21 protein-coding genes are annotated in these 23,860 nt (G+C 69.9%); 9 read left to right on the plus strand and 12 right to left on the minus strand.

Annotated elements, in window-relative coordinates; genetic code table 11:
- Positions 1–682 precede the first annotated feature (682 nt).
- The 7 genes from tkt to HOV91_RS13260 all read left to right on the plus strand — a co-directional run bounded on the left by tkt (position 683) and on the right by HOV91_RS13260 (position 10,156).
- Positions 683–2,824, plus strand: a complete 2,142-nt coding sequence (gene tkt, locus HOV91_RS13230; RefSeq protein WP_174185679.1) for a transketolase — start codon at positions 683–685, stop codon at positions 2,822–2,824.
- Between the two features lie 6 nt (positions 2,825–2,830).
- A complete protein-coding gene (gene tal, locus HOV91_RS13235) occupies positions 2,831–3,967 on the plus strand; it encodes a transaldolase (RefSeq protein WP_174185680.1) in 1,137 nt (378 codons plus the stop codon).
- Positions 3,968–3,970: 3 nt separating this feature from the next.
- Entirely contained in the window at positions 3,971–5,542 is a 1,572-nt protein-coding gene (gene zwf / locus HOV91_RS13240) for a glucose-6-phosphate dehydrogenase (RefSeq protein ID WP_174185681.1), read from the plus strand.
- Positions 5,539–6,447 (plus strand): glucose-6-phosphate dehydrogenase assembly protein OpcA, encoded by a 909-nt coding sequence (gene opcA / locus HOV91_RS13245; protein ID WP_174185682.1) that lies wholly within the window; start codon positions 5,539–5,541, stop codon positions 6,445–6,447. The genes zwf and opcA overlap by 4 nt, the downstream gene beginning before the upstream one ends.
- Positions 6,440–7,195 carry a 6-phosphogluconolactonase gene (pgl, locus tag HOV91_RS13250; RefSeq protein ID WP_174185683.1) on the plus strand — a complete coding sequence of 252 codons (756 nt, stop codon included), beginning with the start codon at positions 6,440–6,442 and terminating at the stop codon, positions 7,193–7,195. Before opcA ends, pgl begins: the two co-directional genes overlap by 8 nt.
- Before the next feature lie 110 nt (positions 7,196–7,305).
- Positions 7,306–9,606 (plus strand): thiamine pyrophosphate-dependent enzyme, encoded by a 2,301-nt coding sequence (locus tag HOV91_RS13255; protein ID WP_174185684.1) that lies wholly within the window; start codon positions 7,306–7,308, stop codon positions 9,604–9,606.
- A 43-nt stretch (positions 9,607–9,649) separates the two neighbouring features.
- Positions 9,650–10,156, plus strand: a complete 507-nt coding sequence (locus tag HOV91_RS13260; RefSeq protein WP_312884590.1) for an SRPBCC family protein — start codon at positions 9,650–9,652, stop codon at positions 10,154–10,156.
- Positions 10,157–10,165: 9 nt separating this feature from the next.
- On the opposite strand, the gene HOV91_RS13265 is transcribed toward HOV91_RS13260, so the two are convergent.
- Together HOV91_RS13265 and HOV91_RS13270 are read right to left on the minus strand one after the other, a co-directional pair.
- Positions 10,166–10,768, minus strand: a complete 603-nt coding sequence (locus tag HOV91_RS13265; RefSeq protein ID WP_174185685.1) for a DUF7691 family protein — start codon at positions 10,766–10,768, stop codon at positions 10,166–10,168.
- A gap of 61 nt (positions 10,769–10,829) precedes the next feature.
- Positions 10,830–11,819: an alpha/beta fold hydrolase gene (locus HOV91_RS13270; protein WP_312884591.1), complete on the minus strand. Its 990-nt coding sequence runs from the start codon at positions 11,817–11,819 to the stop codon at positions 10,830–10,832.
- Positions 11,820–11,879: 60 nt separating this feature from the next.
- On the opposite strand from HOV91_RS13270, the gene HOV91_RS13275 reads away from it, so the two are divergent.
- Positions 11,880–12,728, plus strand: coding sequence for an SDR family NAD(P)-dependent oxidoreductase (locus HOV91_RS13275; RefSeq protein ID WP_174185686.1), 849 nt, complete (start codon positions 11,880–11,882; stop codon positions 12,726–12,728).
- Between the two features lie 152 nt (positions 12,729–12,880).
- On the opposite strand, the gene secG is transcribed toward HOV91_RS13275, so the two are convergent.
- The 3 genes from secG to HOV91_RS13290 form a co-directional block, all read right to left on the minus strand.
- Entirely contained in the window at positions 12,881–13,114 is a 234-nt protein-coding gene (gene secG / locus HOV91_RS13280; protein ID WP_043693695.1) for a preprotein translocase subunit SecG, read from the minus strand.
- A 69-nt stretch (positions 13,115–13,183) separates the two neighbouring features.
- Positions 13,184–14,782, minus strand: a complete 1,599-nt coding sequence (locus HOV91_RS13285) for an MFS transporter (protein WP_174185687.1) — start codon at positions 14,780–14,782, stop codon at positions 13,184–13,186.
- A 10-nt stretch (positions 14,783–14,792) separates the two neighbouring features.
- A complete protein-coding gene (locus tag HOV91_RS13290; RefSeq protein WP_174185688.1) occupies positions 14,793–15,734 on the minus strand; it encodes a DMT family transporter in 942 nt (313 codons plus the stop codon).
- Positions 15,735–16,027: 293 nt separating this feature from the next.
- Between HOV91_RS13290 and HOV91_RS13295 the strand changes: the two genes are divergently transcribed.
- On the plus strand, positions 16,028–16,810 hold the full coding sequence (locus HOV91_RS13295) for an META domain-containing protein (protein ID WP_174185689.1): 783 nt from the start codon (positions 16,028–16,030) through the stop codon (positions 16,808–16,810).
- Positions 16,811–16,819: 9 nt separating this feature from the next.
- Here the strand turns inward: HOV91_RS13295 and HOV91_RS13300 are convergent, their stop codons facing one another.
- The 7 genes from HOV91_RS13300 to rapZ form a co-directional block, all read right to left on the minus strand.
- Positions 16,820–17,470 carry a DUF1579 family protein gene (locus HOV91_RS13300; protein ID WP_174185690.1) on the minus strand — a complete coding sequence of 217 codons (651 nt, stop codon included), beginning with the start codon at positions 17,468–17,470 and terminating at the stop codon, positions 16,820–16,822.
- A 144-nt stretch (positions 17,471–17,614) separates the two neighbouring features.
- Positions 17,615–18,400, minus strand: coding sequence for a triose-phosphate isomerase (gene tpiA / locus HOV91_RS13305; RefSeq protein ID WP_174185691.1), 786 nt, complete (start codon positions 18,398–18,400; stop codon positions 17,615–17,617).
- 2 nt (positions 18,401–18,402) lie between these two features.
- The gene (locus tag HOV91_RS13310) at positions 18,403–19,617 is read right to left on the minus strand and encodes a phosphoglycerate kinase (protein WP_174185692.1); all 1,215 of its coding nucleotides are present in this window, start codon (positions 19,615–19,617) and stop codon (positions 18,403–18,405) included.
- Between the two features lie 5 nt (positions 19,618–19,622).
- Positions 19,623–20,642 (minus strand): type I glyceraldehyde-3-phosphate dehydrogenase, encoded by a 1,020-nt coding sequence (gene gap / locus HOV91_RS13315; RefSeq protein ID WP_174185693.1) that lies wholly within the window; start codon positions 20,640–20,642, stop codon positions 19,623–19,625.
- A 199-nt stretch (positions 20,643–20,841) separates the two neighbouring features.
- Positions 20,842–21,825, minus strand: a complete 984-nt coding sequence (gene whiA / locus HOV91_RS13320) for a DNA-binding protein WhiA (protein WP_043693711.1) — start codon at positions 21,823–21,825, stop codon at positions 20,842–20,844.
- On the minus strand, positions 21,816–22,862 hold the full coding sequence (locus tag HOV91_RS13325) for a gluconeogenesis factor YvcK family protein (protein WP_043693713.1): 1,047 nt from the start codon (positions 22,860–22,862) through the stop codon (positions 21,816–21,818). The genes whiA and HOV91_RS13325 overlap by 10 nt, the downstream gene beginning before the upstream one ends.
- Positions 22,859–23,839: an RNase adapter RapZ gene (rapZ, locus tag HOV91_RS13330; RefSeq protein WP_174185694.1), complete on the minus strand. Its 981-nt coding sequence runs from the start codon at positions 23,837–23,839 to the stop codon at positions 22,859–22,861. The genes HOV91_RS13325 and rapZ overlap by 4 nt, the downstream gene beginning before the upstream one ends.
- Positions 23,840–23,860 lie beyond the last annotated feature (21 nt).

Consider the following 23,860-nt stretch of genomic DNA (forward strand, 5'->3'; position numbering starts at 1 on the left):
CCCCGCGCCCCCGCGCAAGGGCGCCGGTCTGTGACGGGCCGCACCGCCCGCCCGGCGCCGCACGGACGACCTCGACCAGCGGCGTTCGACCCGTCCCGTAACGTCTTCCGTCGCGTCTTCCAGTTCTGTTCGGGACTTCGAGCCGCATGGTCCGGTTCGCCTACTCGCCGTATCAAGGCCGAGCAGCCGCGCCACGGGCGAATCTCGCTCCAGCGGCCGAAAGAATTTCACGGCGCGCGACCGACCCCGCGAATACACCGCGCCTTCGAACGGGCCGCTTCCGGCAACTCTCGCCGCGGCGGCGAGAAATGCGGCGAAGCGGTCGCTTGACCGAAAATTCCCCGTCCCACCGCAGACGAGCTGACGAGCGCATTCGCCGCCCGCCGCGCGTTCGAAAGGGCCGGGCCACGTGCACCGATGGTACGCGTCTCGTCCCCCTGCAAGTCCGCCGTGCAAGGCCGCGAACACACCGCCGCCACAGGCGCGGGCACGGAAACACCACCTGCGAACACACAGCGCAGCGGGACCCGCGCGACCAACCCAGGGTTAATGGTGTGCCGGTCAGCGGGCACATCTAGGGTAGGTGGGTACAGCCGGTAAGCACGCCGTAGCTGCCGCGCGATCATCGCCGTCAGAAACCCACCCCGCCGTCGACGAAACCAATGTCAGGAGAACCTCGGTCGTGTCGATCACAGACGACATCCGCGCCCTCACTCAGCCGAACCACCCGGACGACTGGACGGATCTGGACACCAAGGCCGTCGACACCATCCGGGTCCTGGCCGCCGAGGCGGTGCAGAACGCCGGAAACGGCCATCCCGGCACCGCGATGAGCCTCGCGCCGCTGGCGTACACGCTCTACCAGCGCACCATGCGCATCGACCCGAGCGATCCCAGCTGGGTCGGCCGGGACCGGTTCGTGCTGTCCTGCGGACACTCCAGCCTCACCCAGTACATCCAGCTCTACCTGGCGGGTTACGGCCTGGAACTGGACGACCTGAAGAACCTGCGCAAGTGGGGCTCGCTCACCCCGGGCCACCCCGAATTCCGGCACACCGACGGCGTGGAGATCACCACCGGCCCGCTCGGCCAGGGTCTCGCCTCGGCGGTCGGCATGGCCATGGCCGCCCGGCGCGAGCGCGGTCTGTTCGACCCGGACGCCGCGCCCGGCACGAGCCCGTTCGACCACTTCGTCTACGTCATCGCCTCCGACGGCGACCTGGAGGAAGGCGTCACCTCCGAGGCGTCCTCGCTGGCGGGCACCCAGCAGCTGGGCAACCTCGTGCTGATCTACGACGACAACAAGATCTCCATCGAGGACGACACCACCATCGCCTTCACCGAGGATGTCGCCGCGCGGTACGAGGCCTACGGCTGGCACGTGCAGGTAGTGGAGGGCGGCGAGGACGTCGTCGCCATCGAGGCCGCGCTGGAGGCCGCCAAGGCCGAGACCGGCAAGCCCTCGATCATCGTGCTGCGCACCATCATCGGCTACCCCGCCCCCGGCAAGATGAACACCGGCTCGGCCCACGGCGCGGCGCTGGGCGCCGACGAGGTGGCCGCCACCAAGAAGGTCCTCGGCTTCGACCCGGACAAGACCTTCGACGTGGACCCCGCCGTCATCGAGCACACCCGCAAGGTCGTCGAACGCGGACGCGCCGCGCACGAGCAGTGGCAGCAGTCCTTCGACGCGTGGGCCGCGGCCAACCCGGAGAACAAGGCACTGTTCGACCGTCTGATCGAGCGGCGGCTGCCGGAGAACTGGACCGCGAATCTGCCCACCTACGAACCGGATCCGAAGGGCATGGCCACCCGCAAGGCGTCCGGCAAGGTGCTCGCCGCGCTGGCGCCGGTGCTGCCCGAGCTGTGGGGCGGCTCGGCCGACCTGGCCGAGTCCAACAACACCACCATGCCCGATCAGCCCAGTTTCGGGCCGGAGTCGATCTCCACCGGCATGTGGAAGGCCGACCCGTACGGCCGCACCCTGCACTTCGGCGTCCGTGAGCACGCGATGGGCGCGATCCTCAACGGCATCGCGCTGCACGGCCCGACCCGTCCGTACGGCGGCACCTTCCTGGTGTTCAGCGATTACATGCGTCCCGCCGTCCGCCTGGCCGCGCTGATGCGGGTGCCCGCCATCTACGTCTGGACCCACGACTCCATCGGTCTCGGCGAGGACGGCCCGACCCACCAGCCGATCGAGCACCTCGCCGCGCTGCGGGCCATCCCCGGCCTGAACGTGGTCCGTCCTGGCGATGCCAACGAGACCACCTACGCCTGGCGCACCATCCTGGAGCGCGACAGCAGCGAGCATCGGTCGCACTTCTCGGTGTCCGAGCCGCCGCACCAGGACGGCCCGTCCGGGCTGGCGCTGACCCGTCAGGATCTGCCGATCCTGGAGGGCACCAGCTACGAGGGCGTGTCCAAGGGCGGCTACGTGCTGGCCGAGGCGTCCACGGGCACCCCGCAGGTGATCCTGATCGCCACGGGTTCGGAGCTGCACCTCGCGGTCGCCGCCCGCACTACCCTGGAGGAGCAGGGCATCGCCACCCGCGTGGTGTCGATGCCGTGTGTGGAGTGGTTCGACGCGCAGGACAAGGCTTACCGGGACGAGGTGCTCCCGCCCGCGATCGCCGCTCGCGTCGTCGTCGAGGCCGGTATCGCGATGCCGTGGCACCGGTTCGCCGGTGACGCGGGCGAGATCGTGTCGATCGAGCACTTCGGCGCCTCCGCCGACTACAAGACCCTGTTCCGCGAATTCGGCTTCACCCCGGAAGCCGTCGTTGCCGCCGCGCAGCGCACGCTCGAGAACGTGAAGGGATAAGCGCCCATGGCTCAGAACGAGAATCTCGCCGCCCTGTCGGCGGCGGGAGTGTCCGTATGGCTCGATGATCTGTCCAGGGACCGGATCAAGTCCGGCAACCTGCGCGAGCTGATCGAGACCCGGTCCGTCGTCGGTGTCACCACCAACCCGACGATCTTCCAAGGTGCGCTCAGCCAGGGCCACGCCTACGACGACCAGCTCAAAGATCTTGCCGCGCAAGGCGCCGACGCCGACGCCGCGATCCGCACCATCACCACCGACGACGTCCGCGCAGCCTGTGACGTGTTCGCCCCGGTCTTCGAGGCCACCAACGGCGTGGACGGCCGGGTCTCCATCGAGGTCGACCCACGCCTGGCCTTCGACGCCGACCGGACCGTCGCGCAGGCGGTCGAACTGTGGAAGATCGTCGACCGCCCCAACCTGTTCATCAAGATCCCGGCCACCGAAGAGGGCCTGCCCGCCATCACCGCGGTGATCGCGGAAGGCATCAGCGTCAACGTCACGCTGATCTTCTCGGTGCAGCGCTACCGCGCGGTGATGGGCGCCTACCTCGAAGGCGTGAAGAAGGCCAAGGTCGCCGGACACGACCCGGCCAAGATCCATTCCGTCGCTTCGTTCTTCGTCTCCCGGGTGGACACCGAGATCGACAAGCGGCTCGACGCCCTCGGCACCGAGGAGGCGCTCGCACTGCGCGGCAAGGCGGGCATCGCCAACGCCCACCTGGCCTACGCCGAATACCAGGACGTGTTCGACGGCGGCAAGCACACCTCGACCTATCAGAACCTGGCGGCGGCGGGCGCGAATCGGCAGCGTCCGCTGTGGGCGTCCACCGGTGTCAAGAACCCGGACTACTCCGACACGATGTACGTCACCGAACTGGTCGCGCCGAACACGGTGAACACGCTGCCGGAGAAGACGCTCCAGGCGGTCGCCGATCACGGCGTGATCCGCGGCGACGCGGTGAGCGGCCAGGCCGCCGCGGCCAAGGAGGTCTTCGACCGGCTCGCCGCGGTCGGCGTCGACCTCGACGACGTGTTCGCGGTGCTCGAGCGCGAGGGCGTGGACAAGTTCGAGAAATCCTGGGAGGAGCTGCTTTCCGCCACCGCCGACGAGCTGAAGTCGGCGTCGACCGGGAACGGCTGACCGATGGCCGGGGCAGCGCCCGCGGAGGGGCCGGACGCCGCCGAATGGCGGAACCCGCTGCGTGAGAAAAGGGACAAACGGCTCCCGCGCATCGCCGGACCGTGCAGCATGGTCATCTTCGGCGTCACGGGAGATCTGTCTCGCAAGAAGCTGATGCCGGCCATCTACGACCTGGCCAACCGGGGGCTGCTGCCCCCGGCCTTCGGCTTGGTCGGCTTCGCGCGCCGGGATTACGCCGACGAGGACTTCGCCCAGGTGGTTCTGGAGGCGGTGAAGGCGCACGCGCGTACGCCCTTCCGCCAGGAGGTCTGGGACCAGCTTTCGGAGGGCATCCGCTTCGTCCAGGGCACCTTCGACGACGACGCGGCGTTCGACCGGCTCGCCGACACCCTGATCACGCTGGACAAGGAGCGCGGCACCGGCGGCAATCACGCGTTCTACCTGTCCATCCCGCCGAATATGTTCCCGGTGGTGCTCGATCAGCTCTCCTCGCACGGATTGGCGCAGACGTCCGGGCCGGACGGGCGCAAACCCTGGCGGCGGGTGGTGATCGAGAAGCCCTTCGGGCACGACCTGCAGAGCGCCCAGGAACTCAACGCGCTGGTCAACGGGGTGTTTCCCGAGGAGCGGGTGTTCCGCATCGACCACTACCTCGGCAAGGAGACGGTACAGAACATCCTGGCGTTGCGCTTCGCCAACCAGTTGTACGAGCCGATCTGGAACGCCAACTTCGTCGACCACGTGCAGATCACGATGGCCGAGGACATCGGCTTGGGCGGCCGCGCGGGCTACTACGACGGCATCGGGGCCGCGCGCGACGTGATCCAGAACCACTTGCTGCAACTGCTGGCGCTCACCGCCATGGAGGAGCCGATCAGCTTCGAGCCCAGGCAATTGCAGACCGAGAAGATCAAGGTGCTCTCGGCGACCAGGCTAATCGAACCGCTGGACGAGACCACCGCGCGCGGGCAGTACACCGCGGGCTGGCAGGGCAGTGAGCACGTGGACGGTCTGCTCCAGGAGGAAGGCTTCGACCCGAATTCGAGGACCGAGACCTACGCCGCGATCAGCTTGGAGATCGACACCCGCCGCTGGGCGGGCGTGCCGTTCTTCCTGCGCACCGGAAAGCGGCTCGGCCGCAGGGTCACCGAGATCGCGGTGATCTTCAAGCGGGCGCCGCACCTGCCGTTCGACCAGACCATGACCGAGGAACTGGGGCAGAACGCGCTGGTCATCCGGGTACAGCCGGACGAGGGCATCACCACGCGGTTCGGCTCCAAGGTGCCGGGCTCCGGCATGGAGGTGCGCGACGTCAATATGGACTTCACCTACGGCGAGGCGTTCACCGAGTCCTCCCCCGAGGCCTACGAACGCCTGATCCTCGACGTGCTGCTCGGCGTGCCGTCGCTGTTTCCGGTGAACGCGGAGGTCGAATTGTCCTGGCGCATACTGGATCCGGTGCTCGAGCACTGGGCCGCCGAAGGCAGGCCGGAACCGTACGAGGCGGGCACCTGGGGTCCGCCCTCGGCCGACGAGATGATCGCCCGCACCGGGCGGGAATGGCGGCGCCCGTGATCGTCGACATGCCCGAGACCAAGACCGGCGAGGTCACCAAGCGCCTCGTGCAGCTGCGCGAGAGCAACGGCGTGATCACCGTGGGCCGGGTGCTCACCCTCGTGGTGTGCACGCTCGACAGCTCCGAGGCCGAGGACGCGATCGACGCGGCGAACGAAGCCAGCCGCGAGCATCCCTGCCGGGTGGTGGTGCTGGCGCGCGGCGACCGGGAGGCCGCCACCCGGCTGGACGCGCAGATCCGGGTGGGCGGCGACGCGGGGGCGGCCGAGGTGATCGTGCTGCGGCTGCAAGGCGAGCTGGTCAGCCACGAGAGCAGTGTCGTCACCCCGTTCCTGCTGCCGGATACGCCGGTGGTCGCGTGGTGGCCGCGCGGCGCCCCGGAGTTCCCGTCCAAGGATTCCGTGGGCCGCTTGGCGGGCCGCCGCATCACCGATGCCACGTTCGCGCCCGATCCCCAGGCGGCCATCAAGAAGCGGCTGCGCTCCTATGCCAGCGGTGACACCGATCTGGCCTGGAGCCGGATCACATACTGGCGCGCGCTGCTGGCGGCGGCCATGGACGAGCCGCCGTTCGAAGCGGTGGAATCGGCGACCGTGTCCGGGCTGCGCGACGAGCCCGCCCTGGACATCCTGGCCGGCTGGCTGGCCGCCCGGCTCGACTGCCCGGTTCGCCGTCGCACCGGCCCGCTGGTGGTGGAACTGCACCGCCCCACCGTCTCCATCGCGATCGAACGCCCGCAGACCGGGCGCACCGCGACGCTGACCCGCACCGGCGAACCGGTGCAGCGGATCGCGCTGGCGCGCCGGGAGACCCGGGACTGCCTCGCCGAGGACCTACGCAGGCTGGACGCCGACGAGACCTACGCGGAGGCGCTGGCCGGAATCGAGAAGGTGATCTATGAGTGAGCACACCGATTCGCCATTCCCCAGCGACACCGTCGAGGTGCACCTCGACACCGACTCGCTGGTCGCCGCCGCGGCGGCCCGCTTCGTCTCCGTCGTGGTCGCGGCGCAGGCCGAGCGCGGCTCCGCGTCGGTGGTGCTGACCGGCGGCGGAACCGGCATCGCCCTGCTGGAGCAGGTACGCAAGTCACCCGGTGACATCGACTGGTCCCGGGTGGAGGTGTTCTGGGGCGACGAGCGTTTCGTACCCGCGAACGATCCCGAGCGCAACGACCTGCAAGCCAGGCAGGCACTGCTGGACCACGTGCCGGTGAACCCGGCGCGGGTGCATCCGGTGGCCGCCTCCGACGGCGAGTACCCCGACCCGGTGGAGGCCGCCGCCGAGTATTCCGCGACGGTGCACGCCTACCTCGCCGAACACGGCGCGTTCGATCTGCACCTGCTCGGTATGGGCGGCGAGGGCCACGTGAACTCGCTGTTCCCGGACACCGACGCGGTGCGGGAGGAACACGAACTGGTCGTCGCCGTCACCAACTCGCCGAAGCCGCCGCCGGTCCGGGTCACCCTCACCCGGCCCGCGATCCGCCGGACCCGCCACGTCGTTCTGGTGGTCGGCGGCGCGGCCAAGGCCGAGGCGGTCGCCGCGGCCATCGGCGGCGCGGACCCGGCGGACGTGCCCGCGGCCGGTGCGACAGGAATCGACTCCACGACCTGGCTGCTGGACCAGGAGGCCGCTGCCGCGCTGCAGTGAGCACGCCACGGCCGATCATCTCGTAAATTTGTCCGATACCATCCTGGATTTCCGAAAGAACACCGACGGATAACCCATCCGGACGGCGGAGTTTACGAGATGATCGGTCGGTGACCGAGCAGGCAGTGGATCTGGACGAGCGGTTCCGCGCCGCCGTCGCCGCCTTCGCGCCGGGGCCGGGCCGTCCGGCGGATCAGCCGATCGTGCCCGGCGGCGCGATCACCGGCACGGCGTGCCTGGAGCTGTTCGACGCACAGGCGACGAGCAGGCAGCTCGATCTCGCGGCCCGCCGCCTCGGCAGCGACCGGCGCGGTTACTACAGCATCGGCTCGTCCGGTCACGAGGGCAACGCCGCCGTGGCGGCCGCCCTGCGCACCACCGACCCGGCCCTGCTGCACTACCGGTCGGGCGCGTTCTTCGTGCACCGGGCGCGCCGCGTACCAGGGCTCGACCCGATCCGGGACGTCCTGCTCGGTGTGGTCGCCGCGGCGGCGGATCCGATCTCCGGTGGGCGGCACAAGGTGTTCGGCAGCGCCGCCGCGAACGTCATCCCGCAGACCTCGACCATCGCGTCGCATCTTCCGCGCGCGGTCGGGTTGGCGTTCGCGATCGATCGCGCGGCGCGGCTGGGGGTCGCCGGTCCCTGGCCCGCCGACGCGGTGGTGCTGTGCAGTTTCGGCGACGCCTCGGCCAATCACTCCACTGCGGCCGGAGCGATCAATGCCGCGATTCACACTGCCGGGCAGGGGATTCCGATGCCGATCCTGTTCGTCTGCGAGGACAACGGCATCGGGATCAGTGTCCCCACCCCATCGAGCTGGATCGAGCGGTCCTACGGCCACCGGCCCGGCCTGGCGTATTTCAGCGCCGACGGTTGCGCCACGCTCGATGCGCTGACCACCGCGGAAGCCGCCGCACGGTGGGTCAGGGACCACCGCGCGCCCGCGTTCCTGCGCCTGCGGACCGTGCGACTGCTCGGTCACGCCGGATCCGACGTCGAAACCGCCTACCGCCGCCCCGTCGAGATCGCCGCCGACCTAGCCCGCGACCCGGTGACGGCGACCGCGCGGCTGCTGATCGAATCCGGCGTCGCCCCACCCGCCGGCCTGCTCGACCGCTACGCCGAACTGGGCCGCCGAGTCGCGACCACCGCCGAACTTGTCTGCGCGGAGCCGAAACTCGACGCGGCGGCGGCCGTGACCGCGCCGATCGCGCCCTCCCGTCCCGCACTCGTGCGCGCCGACGCGCTCCGCACCGACCCGCTCCCGCGCGACGAACGCAAACACGCCGACGCCGGCCATGCGATCACCGGCATCGGTTCGCCGCACCGCGTGAACGGCGCTGCGGCACAGGGTGCACCGACCACCCTGGCGCATGCGGTCAACGCCGCCCTCGCCGGACTGCTCGAACGTGATCGCGACGTGCTCGTCTTCGGCGAGGACGTCGGCCGCAAAGGCGGCGTGTACGGCGTGACCAAGGGCTTGCAGAAGACGTTCGGCGCGCGGCGCGTATTCGACACCTTGCTGGACGAGCAGAGCGTCCTGGGCACGGCGCTCGGCGCGGCGCTGGCCGGATTCGTGCCGATCCCGGAGATCCAGTACCTCGCCTACCTGCACAACGCCGCGGATCAGATCCGTGGCGAAGCGGCCACGCTGTCGTTCTTCTCCGACGGCCGCTACCGCAACCCGATGGTGGTGCGGATCGCCGGATACGCCTATCAAAAGGGCTTCGGCGGCCACTTCCACAACGACAACTCGGTGGCCGCGCTGCGCGACATCCCGGGCGTCGTCCTCGCCTCACCGTCCCGTGCCGACGACGCGGCGGCGATGTTGCGCACTTGCGTGTCCGCCGCACGAGTGGACGGCAGAGTATGTCTGTACCTCGAGCCCATCGCGCTGTACCACACGCGCGACCTGCACCGTCCTGGTGACGACGGCTGGCTGGCTCGCCCGTCCGCCGCGGAGCACGTCGAGATCGGCCGCGCCCGGGTCTACGGCGAGGGGGCCGATCTGACCGTGGTCAGCTTCGCCAACGGCGTGCCGATGAGCCTGCGGGCGGCACGGCGACTGGCCCGGCACGGGATCCACACACGCGTGCTCGACCTGCGCTGGCTGGCTCCGCTACCGGCGGACGACCTGCTGCGCCACGCGCGCGCGACCGGCCGCGTCCTCGTCGCGGACGAGACCCGCCGCTGCGGCGGCGTGTCGGAAGCGGTGTGCGCGGCTCTGCTCGATGCCGGTTTCACCGGACGAATCGCGCGTGTCACCAGCGAGGACAGCTTCGTCCCTCTGGGCCCGGCCGCCGCGACGGTGCTGCTCGACGAGGACCGGATCGAAGCCGCGGCCCTCCGGCTCCTGGGCGCGGCGACCGGCCCGGAGCCGCGGCACGCCGAGGCCCGGCATCCCCGGTAATCCGATTCGGCGGGTGAATAGTGGAAATACAGTGAGGGTGACGGTGACCAGCAGCGGAAAGGACACGGCGATGACCACGATGTCCATGCTCGGCGAGGTACGGCCGGAGCACGAGCACACAGCCGACGGCGATCTGGTGCTCCTGCACTACCTGCGTTCGTTCCACAAGCCGGTGCTGGAGGTGTGGTCGGCGGCCACCGAGCGCGGCCAGCTCGCCCGCTGGCTCGGCGCCGTCTCCGGCGGCAACGGCAACCTCACCATCGAGTTGTTCGACGGTCCCGTCCCCGGCCCGGTCGCGGTGCGCGTCGACCATTGCCAGGCGCCGCACGAATTCGTCGTCCACATCGACGGCTGCCTGCTCGAAGTGCGGATGAGCCAGGTCGGCGTGGTCACCACCGTGGAGCTGACCCGCCGCCACGTCCGCCCCGCCGACGCGGGCGCCATCGGCCCACGGTGGCAATACGTGCTCGATCGCCTGACCGCCTACCTCGATTTCCAGCCGCTGCCGCGGTGGTCGGACTACCCGAAGCTGGCCGACGAATACCGCTAGGCCGCGGGCTCAGTAGAAGAACCCGGCGATCCCCCAGCCCGGACGCGCCTGCGCCTCCCGGATCCACTCGACACAGGACTCGATGGCGGCGAGGACCTCGTGATCGACCTCTTCGCGCTGCGGTGGCGTGGTCGACTCCCACTGCACGAGCGCTTCCGCGCATTGCTCCGGCGTCCATTCGCCGTAGCCGGGCAATTCGTCGGGCTGCGGCAGCGAAGGCGGCAGCGAGTGGTACATGAACGCCCGGACGCTGACCGCTTTGATGCCCAACGTGGCGAGCCCGTCATCGATGTGATCGAGCCAGCGACCGCGGAACGCCGAGAAGTAGCGGTTGTCCGCGAACCGGCCGTAGAACTGGCAGATCGTCTGATAGGCGTAGCCGTATTGGAAACCGTAGGCCGGGTCGAACGGACCGCCGTCGATGACGGCGCGCACCGCCTCGTAGCGTGTGGGCGCGCCGCTCGCGATCTCCTCGGCGAACCAGTCGTCGTCGTGGGTCAGCTGGGCCTTGAACCGGCCCCCGATCATCCGCCGGAGCTTGTCGTCCCGGGACCCGATGGCGCCCTTGACCCTGTCCAGTTCGACAACGTAGATGCTCAGGCTATAACTCATTCACCGAACATTAGCGGTGCCCACCGACAACGAACGGCGCTGGGACCGAAGACGTTTCGTCTCAGGCCGGAAGCCGGTCCGGGTGCGCGGCCAGATGGCCGAGATGCGCGGTGAGCAACGCGTTCACCTGCTCGGTCCGCTCCAACTGGACGAGGTGGCCCGCGCCGCCGATCTCGCTCACCGCGCGCAGGTCAACGACGTGCTCGCGCAAGGTGGCCAGCGGGTCGCGACCACTGAAGCCTTCCATGTCCGGGTCGCGGTCGCCGTACAGGAAATAGGCGGGTACGGTGACTTTCGCGTCCGCGTACTCGGCGGTGAGCTCCCAGTTGCGATCCAGACTGCGGTACCAGTTCAATCCGCCGGTGAACCCGGTGCGCTCGAAATCGGCGGCCAGCACGTCCAACTCGTCCGCGCCGAGCCAGCGCCACGGCAACGCGGGCGCCTCGGGCAGCACATCGAGGTAACCGGTGCCCTCCGCCGGGAAGCGCCAGGTGTCCAGGTAGTGGTAGTCGGCGCTGAGCGCGTAGTAGACGCGGGCCAGGAACTCGCGGGGACGCGCCGCGAGTTCGGCGTCGGCGACTCCTGGCGTCTGGAAGTACTGCAAGTGCAGGAAGTGCCGAGCAGCCGCCTTCGCCCACAGTTGCGACGGAGCCCGCGGCGGACGCGGCGCGAACGGATTGTTCAGGACGATGACGCCGCGCACCCGATCCGGCGTGCGCAGCGCCAGTTCCCACACCAGCGCCGCGCCGAAGTCCAGGCCGACGAACACCGCCTGCTCGGCGCCGATGTCGTCGAGCAGTGCGAGCAGATCTGCGCAGACCGCGCGGTTGGTGTACGCCTCGAGGTCGGCCGGGACGTCGGTCTGCCCGTAGCCGCGCAGGTCCGGCGCGAGCGCGCGGTAGCCCGCCGCGGCGAGCGCGGGAAGCTGGCGGTGCCAGATGTACCAGGTGTGCGGAAAGCCGTGGCAGAAGATCACCGGCTGCCCCGCCCCCTGCTCGGCGACGTGCATGCGGACACCGTTGGTCGTCACGAACCGATGCGTCAGCTCCACTCAGGCCTCCTGAACGATGTACTAGAACACGTTATCGTTTCACGGTAATGTTCCGGTTCCGTGAGCGGAATACCCGAGAGGCTCGAAGGCAAGGTCGCGGTGGTCACCGGCGCCAGCCGCGGCATCGGCAAAGGGATCGCCCTGGAGCTGGGCGCGGCGGGTGCCACGGTGTTCGTCACCGGGCGCTCGGCGGCCCAGGGGCGACTACCCGGCACGGTACACGCAACGGCCGCCGACATCGATGCGGCGGGCGGGATCGGCATCCCGTTCGTGTGCGATCACCGCGACGACGACGCGGTGGAGCGGCTGTTCGAGCTGATCCGCACCGAGCACGGCAGACTGGACGTGCTGGTGAACAACGTCTACAACTCCCCCGCCGCGGCCCGCTGGCTGGGCAAGCCGTTCTGGGAGGTACCACCGGCGGCGTGGGACGAGTCGTTCGACGTGGGTGTCCGATCCCATTACGTGGCAAGCGTGTTCGCCGCGCCGCTGCTGATCGAATCGGGCGGCCTGATCGTCAACATCTCCTCGCCGGGTGCGCGCAGATACATGCACAACGCGGTCTACGGCGTCGCCAAAGCGGCGGTGGACCGGCTCACCGCCGACATGGCGCACAACCTCGCCGGCACCGAGGTGACCGCGGTCTCGCTCTGGCCGGGCATCGTGGATACCGAACTGCTGCAACTGGTTCCGGCCGACGCCGACGGCCGGCGGATGGTCACGCTGCCCGGTGAGGGCACCTTCGACCTGGGCGAGGCGCAGACGCCGCGCTTCACCGGCCGCGCCGTCGTCGCGCTCGCCACCGACGCGGGACGGCGCTCCCGCACCGGATTGCCCTGGCGAGTGGCCGATCTCGCCGAGTACTACGGATTCACCGATCTCGACGGGCGCATTCCGCGCATCGACTGATCCAAGTCGACCCGCCAGGGCCGCTGACGGCAGGGTACGGCTCCAGACGAATCCTGGGCACGTTGCCGCTGACCCGGTGCCCGGGACGAGCTATCCCGCCGCGGTCGTGCTCGGCGCGGCGGGACTCACGGCAGGTGCGGTGACCGCCGGGATCAGGCGAACTTGATCTCCAGACCGATGCCGAGGATGGCGATCAGCCAGATGACGCCGGTGAAGATGGTGACGCGATCGAGGTTCTTCTCCACGACGGTGGACCCGGACAGGCTGGATTGCACGCCGCCGCCGAACAGGCTGGACAGACCTCCACCCTTGGCGCGGTGCAGCAGCACCAGCAGCACCAGCAGCAAGCTGGTGATGATCAGGAGGATATCCAGGAACATCCGCATGCCGGACAGTGTATGCGGTCGGTGCGATCGCACCGAATCAGGCACTCGGACCGCCTCCGCGGGTGCGCCCTAGCGCCGGTCGACCGCGACCAGATGGGTGACCTGTTCCCCCGCTGCCGCGCTGAACTTCGCCACCGCCTGCTCGCGCAGCTGGTCCTGCGCGGTGAGCCGGATCTGATGCTGATGCATGTGCTCGGCCCAGGACCGCACGACGAAGGCCTCCACGTAACGATCGATCACCCCGACGTCGCGATACAGACGCCATTCCATCGCACCGGTGCGCTGACGGGACCGCCCGACGAAGGCCATGGCGGCCAGGAACTCCTCCGCGCTGTCCGGCGGCACGTCGTAGCTGCGCAGGACGAGCACCGGACCGTCGTCGGGATCGGGTTCGACCGCCAGCTCCGGTTCCGGCCAGAACGCCGCGGGGGTCAGGTCGAGCAGTTCGGGATCGTTGCGGATGGGCAGCCATACCGTGCTCAGCGCGCAGAACGCGAGCAGCACCGCGGCCCACAGGAGCGCGGGCACCGCACCGAGAGCGTCCGCGACCAGGCCCCAGACCAGCGAGCCGATCGCCTGGCCGCCCATGAACACCAGCAGGTAGACCGACAATCCGCGGGCGCGCACCCAGGCGGGCAGCAGCAGCTGCATGGTCGCGTTCATCGTGGACATCGCCAGCAGCCACGCCAGCCCCGCGAACACCAGCAGCACCAGCACCACCGGCACGATCCGCAGCAGCGCGGTCCCCGCCGTCGCCACGCCGAACAGGACCGCGGCGATGGTGAGCCGCTGGGTCGGGGTGAGCCAGGCTCGCAAGCGGGACAGCGCCGCGGCGCCGAGCACCGCACCGACGCCCATCGCCCCGAGCATCAGCCCGTACCCCGACGACGACAGCCCGAGCCGGTCGCGCGCGATCACCGGCAACAGCGCCCAGACCGCGCTCGCGGGCGCGATGAACAAGATCGAACGCAGCAGCACCCGCCGGATCGCCGGAGCCGCGCGGATGAACCGGGTCCCCGCCTGCAACGCCGCCAGCGGGCGCTCGGTGGGCAGGCGGCGATCGGTCGCCGGGCGGCGCCACAGCGTCAAGACCACGACGATCCCGACGAACGACACCGCGTTCAGCGCGAACACCAGCGTCGGCCCCGACAGCGAGACCAGCGCTCCGGCCACGGCGGGCCCCACCGCCCTGCCGATGTTGATGTTCATGCTGCCCAGCGCGGACGCCGCGGGGATCTGCTCGCGCGCGACCAGTTCCGGCTGGATCGCCTGCCACGCGGGCGCGGTCAGCGCCTGCCCGCAGCCGAGCAGGAACAACAGCGTGAGCAGCACGACGGGCGTGGTGTGCCCGGTCGCCGTGGAGACGGCGAGGACCAGCGCCAGCACCGCCATCGTGGACTGCGCGCCGAGCAGCAACCAGCGCCGGTCCACCAGATCGGCGATCACCCCGGACGGGATGGCCAGCAGCATCACCGGCAGGGTGATCGCGGTCTGCACGAACGACACCAGCGCCGCCGCGTTGGGCTGGTCGACCATGATCCACTGCGCGCCCACGGTCTGCATCCAGGTGCCCAGATTCGACACCAGCTGCGCCACCCACAGCGCGCGGTACACCGGTGAACGCAGCGGCGCCCAGGTGGAGCCCGGGGTGGTCGCGGCGGAAGTCACTCGCCGAAGCTTAGTCGCGGCGCCGGTGCGGCCCGGACGCCCTGTCCGGACGGCTGATCGGGGGATGCGCGGTGGCCGCGAGCACCAGCGCCCCGACGAGCAGCGCGGCGCCGGTGAGTCCGGTCGCGGTGAGGCGTTCGCCCAGGACGACCGCCGCCAGCGCCGCACCCGTGAGGGGTTCGAGCAGGGCGAGCACCGCGGCGATCCCCGGTCCCGCCTCCGCGAGCCCCCGGAAGTAGCAGGTGTAGGCGATCGCGGTCGGCGCCAGTCCCAGCATCACAACCAGCGCGACGCTGCCGATGGCCGGGTCGAAGGCCAGGCCGCTCGTGGCCGCGAGCGGAGCCAGCAGCAGTGCGCCGCCGGTGAACCCGAGGCCGGTGGTGGTCATCGCGTCGAGCCCGGGCACCGGCACGGCGTTGAGCACGGTGACCGTCGCGAACGCCGCCGCGGCCAGCGAGGCCAGCGCAGCGCCGGCCAGCAACCCACCGGCGTCGGCGGCGCCGGAGGGCACACCGGCCAGCAACGCCAGGCCGCCCAGGGCGAGGCCGATGGTGGCCGCGCGCCGCCGGTCCAGCGGATGCCTTCCGGTGACGTGCTCCAACACCGCGACCACCACCGGCGACATACCGATCGTGAGCAACGTCGCGAGACTGACCGACGACACCGCGACCGCGCCGAAATAGGCCGCTTGGAAGGCTGCCGCGAGCACGGCGACCGCGCCGATCCGGCGCCAGGCCAGCGTATCCCGCGGCCACGGCCGCCGCGCGCCCGCGAGCAGGGCCACCAGCAGGAGTCCACCGACGGCGAGCCGGCAGGTCGCGACGGAGACCGGAGCCAGCCCGGTGGCTCGGTGCACCAGTGTGCCGAGCAGACCGCCGGTGCCCCAGAGGATTCCGGCCGCGACGAGATAGGCCAGCCCCGAACGGCCGGTCGTGGACACAGGTGAGGACATGAGAAATCGCGCTCCTGCGACGAAAGGGGATGGGGGGTCGCGGAAGCGAGGTGCACAGCGATGCCGACGAGAGCGCGCTCACCGCTGGGGTGGCGCGCTGGAAACCTACACCTCGCTCAGGAGGCGGGCGGCGGGGTGATGGGGAAGCATCGGTGCACGGCCCAGATTCTAATACGGTGTGGACGAGTCATCCCATGAGCTTCGATCTCGCGGGTTCCGGCGGGAGCTCTCGCCAGGCCGTCCCGACCGGCGGAAACCGGGGTGACGCCGCTCGGCGTCGGTAGCATCGCCGCATGACGGCACACTCGGCGCGATCAGCAACGCTGGTCCTGCTCGCCCTCTGCGCACTCGCGGCGTGCTCGCGCGGGGAGCCCGACCGCGACGCCGACGAGCCGACACCGATGGGCCGCACCTTCCTCTCGACCGCGGTCGAAGGCACCCCGATTCCCGGTGGGGGGCCGCTGACGATCAGCTTCTCGGAAGGCCGCGTCGCCGCCGACGCTGGGTGCAACAAATTCAGCGGCATGGCCGAACTGGACGACCACGTCCTGCGCGTCTCCGGCCTGGCCACCACCCTGATGGCCTGCGAGGACGATCGGCGCGACGCCGACGAGTGGCTCAGCGGCCTGCTGAATTCACAGCCCAACTGGCGGCTGGACGACGCGCGGCTCACCCTGCACAGCCCCGACCGCACGGTGACCCTGCTCGACAAGAAGGTCGCCCAGCCGGATAAGCCGATCCAGGGCACATCCTGGCTGGTGACCGCGTTCATCACCGACAACAGCCAGGTCCGCTCGCGCGCCCTCGACGAAGCACAGCCCACACTCACCATCGCCGAGGACGGCAGCGTCTCCGGCAGCACCGGCTGCAACAGCATGACCGGCAGCGCCGAAGTATCGGGCACGCAGATCGACTTCCGGGTCGCCACCACGAAGACGCTGTGCTCGCCGGAGACGATGGAGGTCGAGCAGTCCGTGTCGAAAGCCCTGGACGGCAAGACGGCCGCCACGGTGGACGCCGACATGCTGACCCTGCGCAACGACAACGGCGCGGGCCTGGTCCTGCACGCGCGGTGAGCGCGCCCGCTACTTCTTCCGGGTGAGCACGACGCGATCGGCGATCCGCTCCGGTTCGCCGGGCGCGGCGAAGTAGATCTCCATGACGACCCGGTCTGCCGACTCCAGCCGGATCACCGTGCGCATCGGGATCGTCTTGCCCACGAACTGCGCGCCGAGCACGCCGGGATCGGTGAACTCACCGGCCATGACGATGTCGGGGTCGCCGCCGCTCCCCTTCGCGCCCTTGTAACTCATGGTCATCGGTGTGACGCTGTCGACGGTCGTCCACTCGTAGCGGTTGTCGGTCGGTGCGAATCCGAGCAGCCCGAGCCGGTAGTACTCGCTGCTGCCGTGGACGTCCCTGGCTTCCTCACGCAGAAAGTTGTTGCCGGTCTCGGCGATCCACTCCCAGCGCGAGACGATTTCGCGCTTGGTGGGATTGTCGGCCGTGCCGCCCGCGACGAAGGTCGATTTCTCGCCCGTCCACTCCCCGACCAGTTGGCCGATCCTGCGGTGCCCCGGGTCCTGCTGCTCGGGCCGGACCGCCGCGGCGGGGGTGCTCGATGCCGCGTGGTGGAGGTGATCGTGATCGTCTGCCGAGTCGTCGGAACAGCCGACAAGCGCGGCGAGCGCGATCAGCACGGCCGGAACAGCGGTGGACAGCTTGCGAAGAGTCACGAAAATCCTTGTCGGGCCGGTGGTTCGAGCTCCGTCATCATCGCACGGGCGTCGGCCGCCGAGCACCCGTGCTCACTCTCGGCGAAATCGGCACAGCCCGGTATCGCTGTCCGCGATACCGGGCTGTCGGGTGTGGTGCCGAGATCAGGGCAACGGGCCGCCCGCGGCGATCGCCGACAGGGTGGCGAACTCGTCACCCTTGAGCGAAGCGCCGCCGACCAGCGCGCCGTCGATGTCGGTCTGCGCGACCAGCTCTCCGACGTTCTTGGCGTTGACCGATCCGCCGTAGAGCACGCGAACTCCGGCGGCGACCTCCGGCGAGGCCAGCTTCTCCAGCTCCCCGCGGATCGCGCCGCAGACCTCCTGCGCGTCGGCGGGGGTGGCGACCTTGCCGGTGCCGATCGCCCACACCGGCTCGTAGGCGATCACGATCTTGGAGATCTCTTCTGCCGTCAGGCCCTTCAGCGACCCGCGCAGCTGCTCGAGGTTGTACTCCACGTGCGTCCGCGCGTCACGGACGTTCAGGCCCTCGCCGATGCACACGATCGGGGTGATCCCGTGCTTCAGCGCCTGCTTGGCCTTGGCCAGCACGGTGGCGTCGTCCTCGTTGTGGTACTGCCGCCGCTCGGAGTGCCCGACCACGGCGAACGTGCAGCCCAGCTTGGCGAGCATGCTCGCGCTGATCTCGCCGGTGTAGGCGCCCGACTCGTGCACCGAGACGTCCTGGCCGCCGTAGGTGAGCAGGAGCTTGTCGCCTTCGACCAGCGTCTGCACGCTGCGCAGGTCGGTGAACGGCGGGATCACCGCGACGTCGACCTTGTCGAAGTACTTCTCCGGCAGCGCGAACGCGATCTTCTGCACCAGGGCGATGGCCTCGAGGTGATTGAGGTTCATCTTCCAGTTGCCCGCGATGAGCGGTTTGCGTGCCATGTTCAGTCCTCCAACACCGCGATACCGGGAAGTTCCTTGCCCTCCAGGTACTCCAGCGACGCGCCGCCGCCGGTGGAGATGTGCGAGAAGCCGTCCTCCGGCAGGCCCAGCGCGCGCACGGCCGCAGCCGAATCGCCGCCGCCGACCACGGTGAACGCACCCTTGCCGGTGGCGGTCACGATCGCCTCGGCGACCCCGCGGGTGCCCGCGGCGAACTTCTCGAACTCGAACACGCCCATCGGCCCGTTCCAGAAGACGGTCTGCGCCTCGGTGAGCAGCACCGAGAAGCGATCCGCCGACTCCGGGCCCACGTCCAGTCCCAGCCAGCCGTCCGGGATCTCGTGCGCCGGTACGACTTTCGACTCCGCGTCGGCGGCGAACGCGTCCGCCACCACGATGTCGCGGGGCAGGTGGATGACATCGGCGTACTGCTCGAGCAGGTGCTTGCAGGTGTCCACCATCTCCTCCTGCAACAGCGACGCGCCCACCGAAAGGCCCTGTGCGGCAAGGAAGGTGAAGCACATACCGCCACCGATCACCAGCGTGTCGACCTTCGGCGCGAGCGCCTCGATGACCGCCAGCTTGTCGGAGACCTTGGAGCCGCCGAGCACGACCGCGTACGGCCGGTCCGGGTTCTCGCTCAGCTTGGCCAGCACCTCGACTTCGGCCGCGACCAGCGTGCCCGCGTAGTGCGGCAGCAGCGCGGCCACGTCGTACACCGAAGCCTGCTTGCGGTGCACCACGCCGAAGCCGTCGGAGACGAACGCGCCGTCGTCGCCGACCAGCTCGACCAGCGCAGCGGCCAGCTTGGCCCGCTGCGCGTCGTCCTTGCTGGTCTCGCGCGCGTCGAACCGGATGTTCTCCAGCAGCAGCACGTCGCCGTCGGTGAGGCCCTCCGAGCGCGCCAGCGCGTCCTGGCCCACCACGTCACCGGCGAGCTGGACGTTGCGGCCCAGTTCCTCGGCGAGCCGGGCGGCCACCGGCGCCAGCGAGAGCTTCGGGTCCGGCTCGCCCTTCGGGCGGCCCAGGTGCGCGGTCACGACGACCTTGGCGCCGGCCTCGGCGAGCGCCTTGATGGTCGGCGCCGAGGCGATGATGCGGCCGGGATCGGTGATCTGTCCCTGGTCGTCGAGGGGGACGTTCAGGTCGGAGCGCACCAGCACGCCCCGGCCCTCGACGCCCTCACCGAGCAGGTCCGCGAGTGTCTTGACAGCCATACGCGTCAGAGCGACTTGCCGACGAGGCCGATGAGATCGGCGAGACGGTTGGAGTAGCCCCACTCGTTGTCGTACCAGGACACGACCTTGACCTGGTCGTCGATCACCTTGGTCAGCGGAGCGTCGTAGATCGACGAGGCCGGGTCGGTGACGATGTCGCTGGAGACGATCGGGTCGGTGTTGTACTTGAGGATGCCCTTCAGCGGGCCTTCCGCGGCGGCCCGGTAGGCGGCGTTGATCTCCTCGAGCGTGGCCGACTTGCGCAGCGTGGCGGTGAGGTCGGTGACCGAACCGGTCGGGACCGGCACGCGCAGCGCGTAGCCGTCCAGCTTGCCCTGCAGCTCGGGCAGCACCAGGCCGATGGCCTTCGCGGCGCCGGTGCCGGTGGGCACGATGTTCAGCGCGGCGGCGCGGGCACGGCGCAGGTCGCTGTGCGGGCCGTCCTGCAGGTTCTGGTCCTGGGTGTAGGCGTGGATGGTGGTCATCAGGCCACGCTCGATGCCGAACTCGTCGTTGAGCACCTTGGCCAGCGGGCCGAGGCAGTTGGTGGTGCACGAGGCGTTCGAGATGATGTTCTGGCTGCCGTCGTACTTGTCGTCGTTGACGCCCATGACGATGGTGATGTCCTCGCCCTTGGCCGGGGCGGAGATGATGACCTTCTTGGCGCCCGCGGCGAGGTGGCCCTTGGCCTTGGTGGCATCGGTGAAGATGCCGGTGGATTCGACGACCACGTCGACGCCGAGGTCGCCCCAGGGCAGCGCGGCGGGGCCCTCCTTGATGGCCAGCGCCTTGATCCGCTGGTCGCCCACCACGATGGTGTCGTCGCCGTCGAGCGAGACGTCCTGGGGCAAGCGGCCCAGGATCGAGTCGTACTTGAGCAGGGTCGCGAGGGTCGCGTTGTCGGTGAGGTCGTTGACCGCGACGATCTCGATGTCGGTGGTGCCGAGCGCCTTCTGCGCCTCCACCGCCCGGAAGAAGTTACGTCCGATACGACCGAAGCCGTTGATGCCTACCCGGACAGTCACGTTATCGCTCCTCAACTTTCCAGCGGATCGTTCCGATGCCCACTCACACTAACGTCCTGCCGTGACCTCGCCGACACGCACCTGGCATTCGGGAGGGCGGCATGCCTGGTCAGACGCCCGACCAACACGGTTTCCGCAGTCGGAACGCCGCGATCCCCGCGACGGGCGACGTCGTGGGGATCGCGGGGGAAAGCGCGGCTCAGGCTTCGTCGAGCAGCTCGGCCGTCACGGCCGATTCGGTGTCCGGGACGCCCAGTTCCTTGGCGCGCCGGTCGGCCATCGACAGCAGCCGCCGGATGCGGCCCGCGACAGCGTCTTTCGTCATCGGGGGGTCGGCGAGCTGGCCGAGTTCCTCCAGCGACGCCTGCCGGTGCTGCACCCGCAGCCTTCCCGCGGCGGCGAGATGGTCGGGGACGTCGTCGCTGAGGATCTCCAGCGCGCGTTCCACCCGGGCCGCCGCGGCGACCGCGGCCCGCGCCGAGCGGCGCAGATTGGCGTCGTCGAAGTTGGCCAGCCGATTCGCGGTCGCGCGCACCTCACGGCGCAGCCTGCGTTCCTCCCAGACCATCCGGGTGCCGTGCGCGCCCATCCTGGTCAGCAGCGCGCCGATGGCCTCGCCGTCGCGGACCACCACGCGGTCGGTGCCGCGCACCTCGCGGGCCTTGGCCGTGATGCCGAGCCGCCGGGCCGCGCCGACCAGCGCCAACGCCGCCTCGGGGCCGGGGCAGCTGACCTCGAGCGCCGAGGAGCGGCCTGGCTCGGTGAGCGAGCCGTGCGCGAGAAACGCGCCGCGCCAAGCGGCTTCGGCGTCGGCGATGCTGCCGCCGACCACCTGGGCGGGCAGGCCGCGCACCGGACGACCGCGCACGTCGAGCAGACCGGTCTGCCGGGCCAGCGCCTCGCCCTCCTTGGAGACGCGCACCACGTACCGGGAGGTCTTGCGCAGTCCCCCCGCGCCGAGGACGTGCACGTCGGAGCCGTAACCGTAGAGCTCGAAGATCTCCCGGCGCAGCCGGCGCGCGATGGAACCCATGTCCACCTCGGCCTCGACGATCACCCGGCCGCCGACGATGTGCAGGCCGCCCGCGAAACGCAGCAGTGCGGACAGTTCCGCCTTGCGGGAACTCACCTGCGACACCGTGAGCCTGCTCAGCTCGTCTTTCACATCGGCTGTCATCGCCACGGGACGCGCTCCTTTCCACCCAACCCGGAACGCACATCCTGACCCATGTGCCGTCCCTCGACTCGAAGCCCTGCCATTTGCGGCCGAGGTTGCCGGATCAGTTGATCCAGTGCGGCGGCAAGCTTTCCGGGGTGATGCCGGTCCGTTCCCGCTTCGGCGACATCGGAGAAGGTTACTCGTGCCCGCAACTGTTCGGCAGCCCTGGCCACATGTTCCCGCTCGCGGCCCTCCGGCACCGAGCCGGAATCGACCAGCACCTCGTCCACGACGAATTCCGGTGCGTGCTGGGACAGTACATGCAAATGCCGCTCGGCGGAGAAACCCGCGGTCTCCCCCGGCTCGGCGGCGAGATTGAGCACGAGGACTTTGCGCGCCCTGGTGTAGACCAGGGCTTCGCGTAGCTCCGGGACGAGGACGTGCGGAATCACGCTGGTGAACCACGATCCCGGGCCGAGCACCACGACGTCCGCGTGTTCGATCGCCGAGGTGGCCTCCGGGCTGGCCGGTGGATCGGACGGAATCAGCCGCACTCGCCGCACCTTACCGGGCGTCGTCGCGATGGCAACTTGGCCGCGAATGCAGCGGCTCACCCGTGGATCCGCCTCCAGCCCGGACACATCCGCCTCGATGTCGAGCGCGATGGGCGACATGGGCAGGACTCGTCCGGTGATGCGCAACATGCGGGCGACTTCGTCGAGCGCGGCGACCGGGTCGCCGAGCACCTCGGTGAGCCCGGCCAGGATCAGGTTGCCCACGGAGTGCCCGGCCAGCGCGCCGGTGCCGCCGAATCGATGCTGGACGGTCTGCGTCCACACGCCGTCGGCGTCCGCGGCCAGGGCGGCCAGCGCCATCCGGAGATCCCCCGGTGGCAACACCCCCAGCTCGGCGCGCAACCGGCCCGATGAGCCGCCGTCGTCGGCGACGGTGACCACCGCGCAGATCTTCCTGGTCAACCGCCGCACCGCGGTCAGCGTCGCGTACAGCCCGTGTCCGCCACCCAGCGCGACGATGCTGGGATTGGATTCCCAGCCGGTCATTCGCGCCCCAGGTCTCGATGCACGACGCGGACCACGTCGGCGGACTCCTCCGGCTTGCCGGTGACCTCGCTCATCAACTCGCCCAGTGCCTCGGCAATCGCGACGCTCCGGTGCTTGCCTCCGGTGCAGCCCACTGCGACCGTCATGTATCGCTTCCCCTCTTGGCGGTAACCGTTCGTGGTCAGCTCGACCAGGTGGTGGCAGGTACGCAGGTAGTCGTCCGCGCCGGGACGCGACAACACGTACTCGCTGACCACCGCCTCCTGACCGGTGTGTTCCCGCAACTCCGGTATCCAATGCGGATTGGGTAGAAAACGCACATCCAACACCATGTCCGCGTCCAGCGGAACCCCGTACTTGAAGCCGAAGGACTGCACGGTGAGCTGCAACGCGGTGGGGGCGCCGCCGCCGTACGCCTCCTCCATCTTGCGGTGCAACTGATGGATGGACAGTTCGGTGGTGTCGATCACCAGGTCCGCGGCAGCCTTCACGGCCGACAGCCGCACCCGCTCGGCGGCGATGCCGGCCGAGAGCGTGCCGTCCTTGCTCTCGCTCTGCAGCGGATGCCTGCGCCGCGCGAAGCCGAAGCGGCGGATCAGCACGTCGTCGGAGGCCTCCAGGAACAGGACCCTGGTACGCACGCCGCGGGTCCGCAACTGCTCGGTGACCGCCGAGAGGTCACCGGTGAAGAAGCGGCTGCGCACGTCCATGACCAGCGCGAGACGGCGGATCGGCGGCTTGGCGGACGCGCCGAGTTCGACCATCCGCTCGAACAGCTCGGGCGGCAGGTTGTCGGCCACGTACCACCCGAGGTCCTCGAGCACCCGGGCGGCGGTGCCGCGGCCCGCGCCCGAGAGCCCGGTCACGATCACCACCTCGACCTGCGGGTTCGCTCCGCCGACGACGCCGGACGAAACCATTCGTCCCGCACTCGCCTGCGGGCTGCCCGCACTGCTGTTCGATTCGACGCGTGTCATGTCCTACCGGATCCGTCTCTG

The sequence above is a fragment of the Nocardia barduliensis genome (genome assembly GCF_013315795.1).
In the GTDB taxonomy this organism is placed as follows: domain Bacteria; phylum Actinomycetota; class Actinomycetes; order Mycobacteriales; family Mycobacteriaceae; genus Nocardia; species Nocardia barduliensis.

Bases quoted from the DNA above. Each gene is read 5' to 3' on its own strand.
- tal (WP_174185680.1), top strand. From the start codon at position 2,831: ATGGCTCAGAACGAGAATCTCGCCGCCCTGTCGGCGGCGGGAGTGTCC.
- zwf (WP_174185681.1), top strand. From the start codon at position 3,971: ATGGCCGGGGCAGCGCCCGCGGAGGGGCCGGACGCCGCCGAATGGCGG.
- pgl (WP_174185683.1), top strand. From the start codon at position 6,440: ATGAGTGAGCACACCGATTCGCCATTCCCCAGCGACACCGTCGAGGTG.
- HOV91_RS13265 (WP_174185685.1), bottom strand. From the start codon at position 10,768: ATGAGTTATAGCCTGAGCATCTACGTTGTCGAACTGGACAGGGTCAAG.
- secG (WP_043693695.1), bottom strand. From the start codon at position 13,114: ATGCGGATGTTCCTGGATATCCTCCTGATCATCACCAGCTTGCTGCTG.
- HOV91_RS13290 (WP_174185688.1), bottom strand. From the start codon at position 15,734: ATGTCCTCACCTGTGTCCACGACCGGCCGTTCGGGGCTGGCCTATCTC.
- HOV91_RS13295 (WP_174185689.1), top strand. From the start codon at position 16,028: ATGACGGCACACTCGGCGCGATCAGCAACGCTGGTCCTGCTCGCCCTC.
- tpiA (WP_174185691.1), bottom strand. From the start codon at position 18,400: ATGGCACGCAAACCGCTCATCGCGGGCAACTGGAAGATGAACCTCAAT.
- HOV91_RS13310 (WP_174185692.1), bottom strand. From the start codon at position 19,617: ATGGCTGTCAAGACACTCGCGGACCTGCTCGGTGAGGGCGTCGAGGGC.
- HOV91_RS13325 (WP_043693713.1), bottom strand. From the start codon at position 22,862: ATGACCGGCTGGGAATCCAATCCCAGCATCGTCGCGCTGGGTGGCGGA.
- rapZ (WP_174185694.1), bottom strand. From the start codon at position 23,839: ATGACACGCGTCGAATCGAACAGCAGTGCGGGCAGCCCGCAGGCGAGT.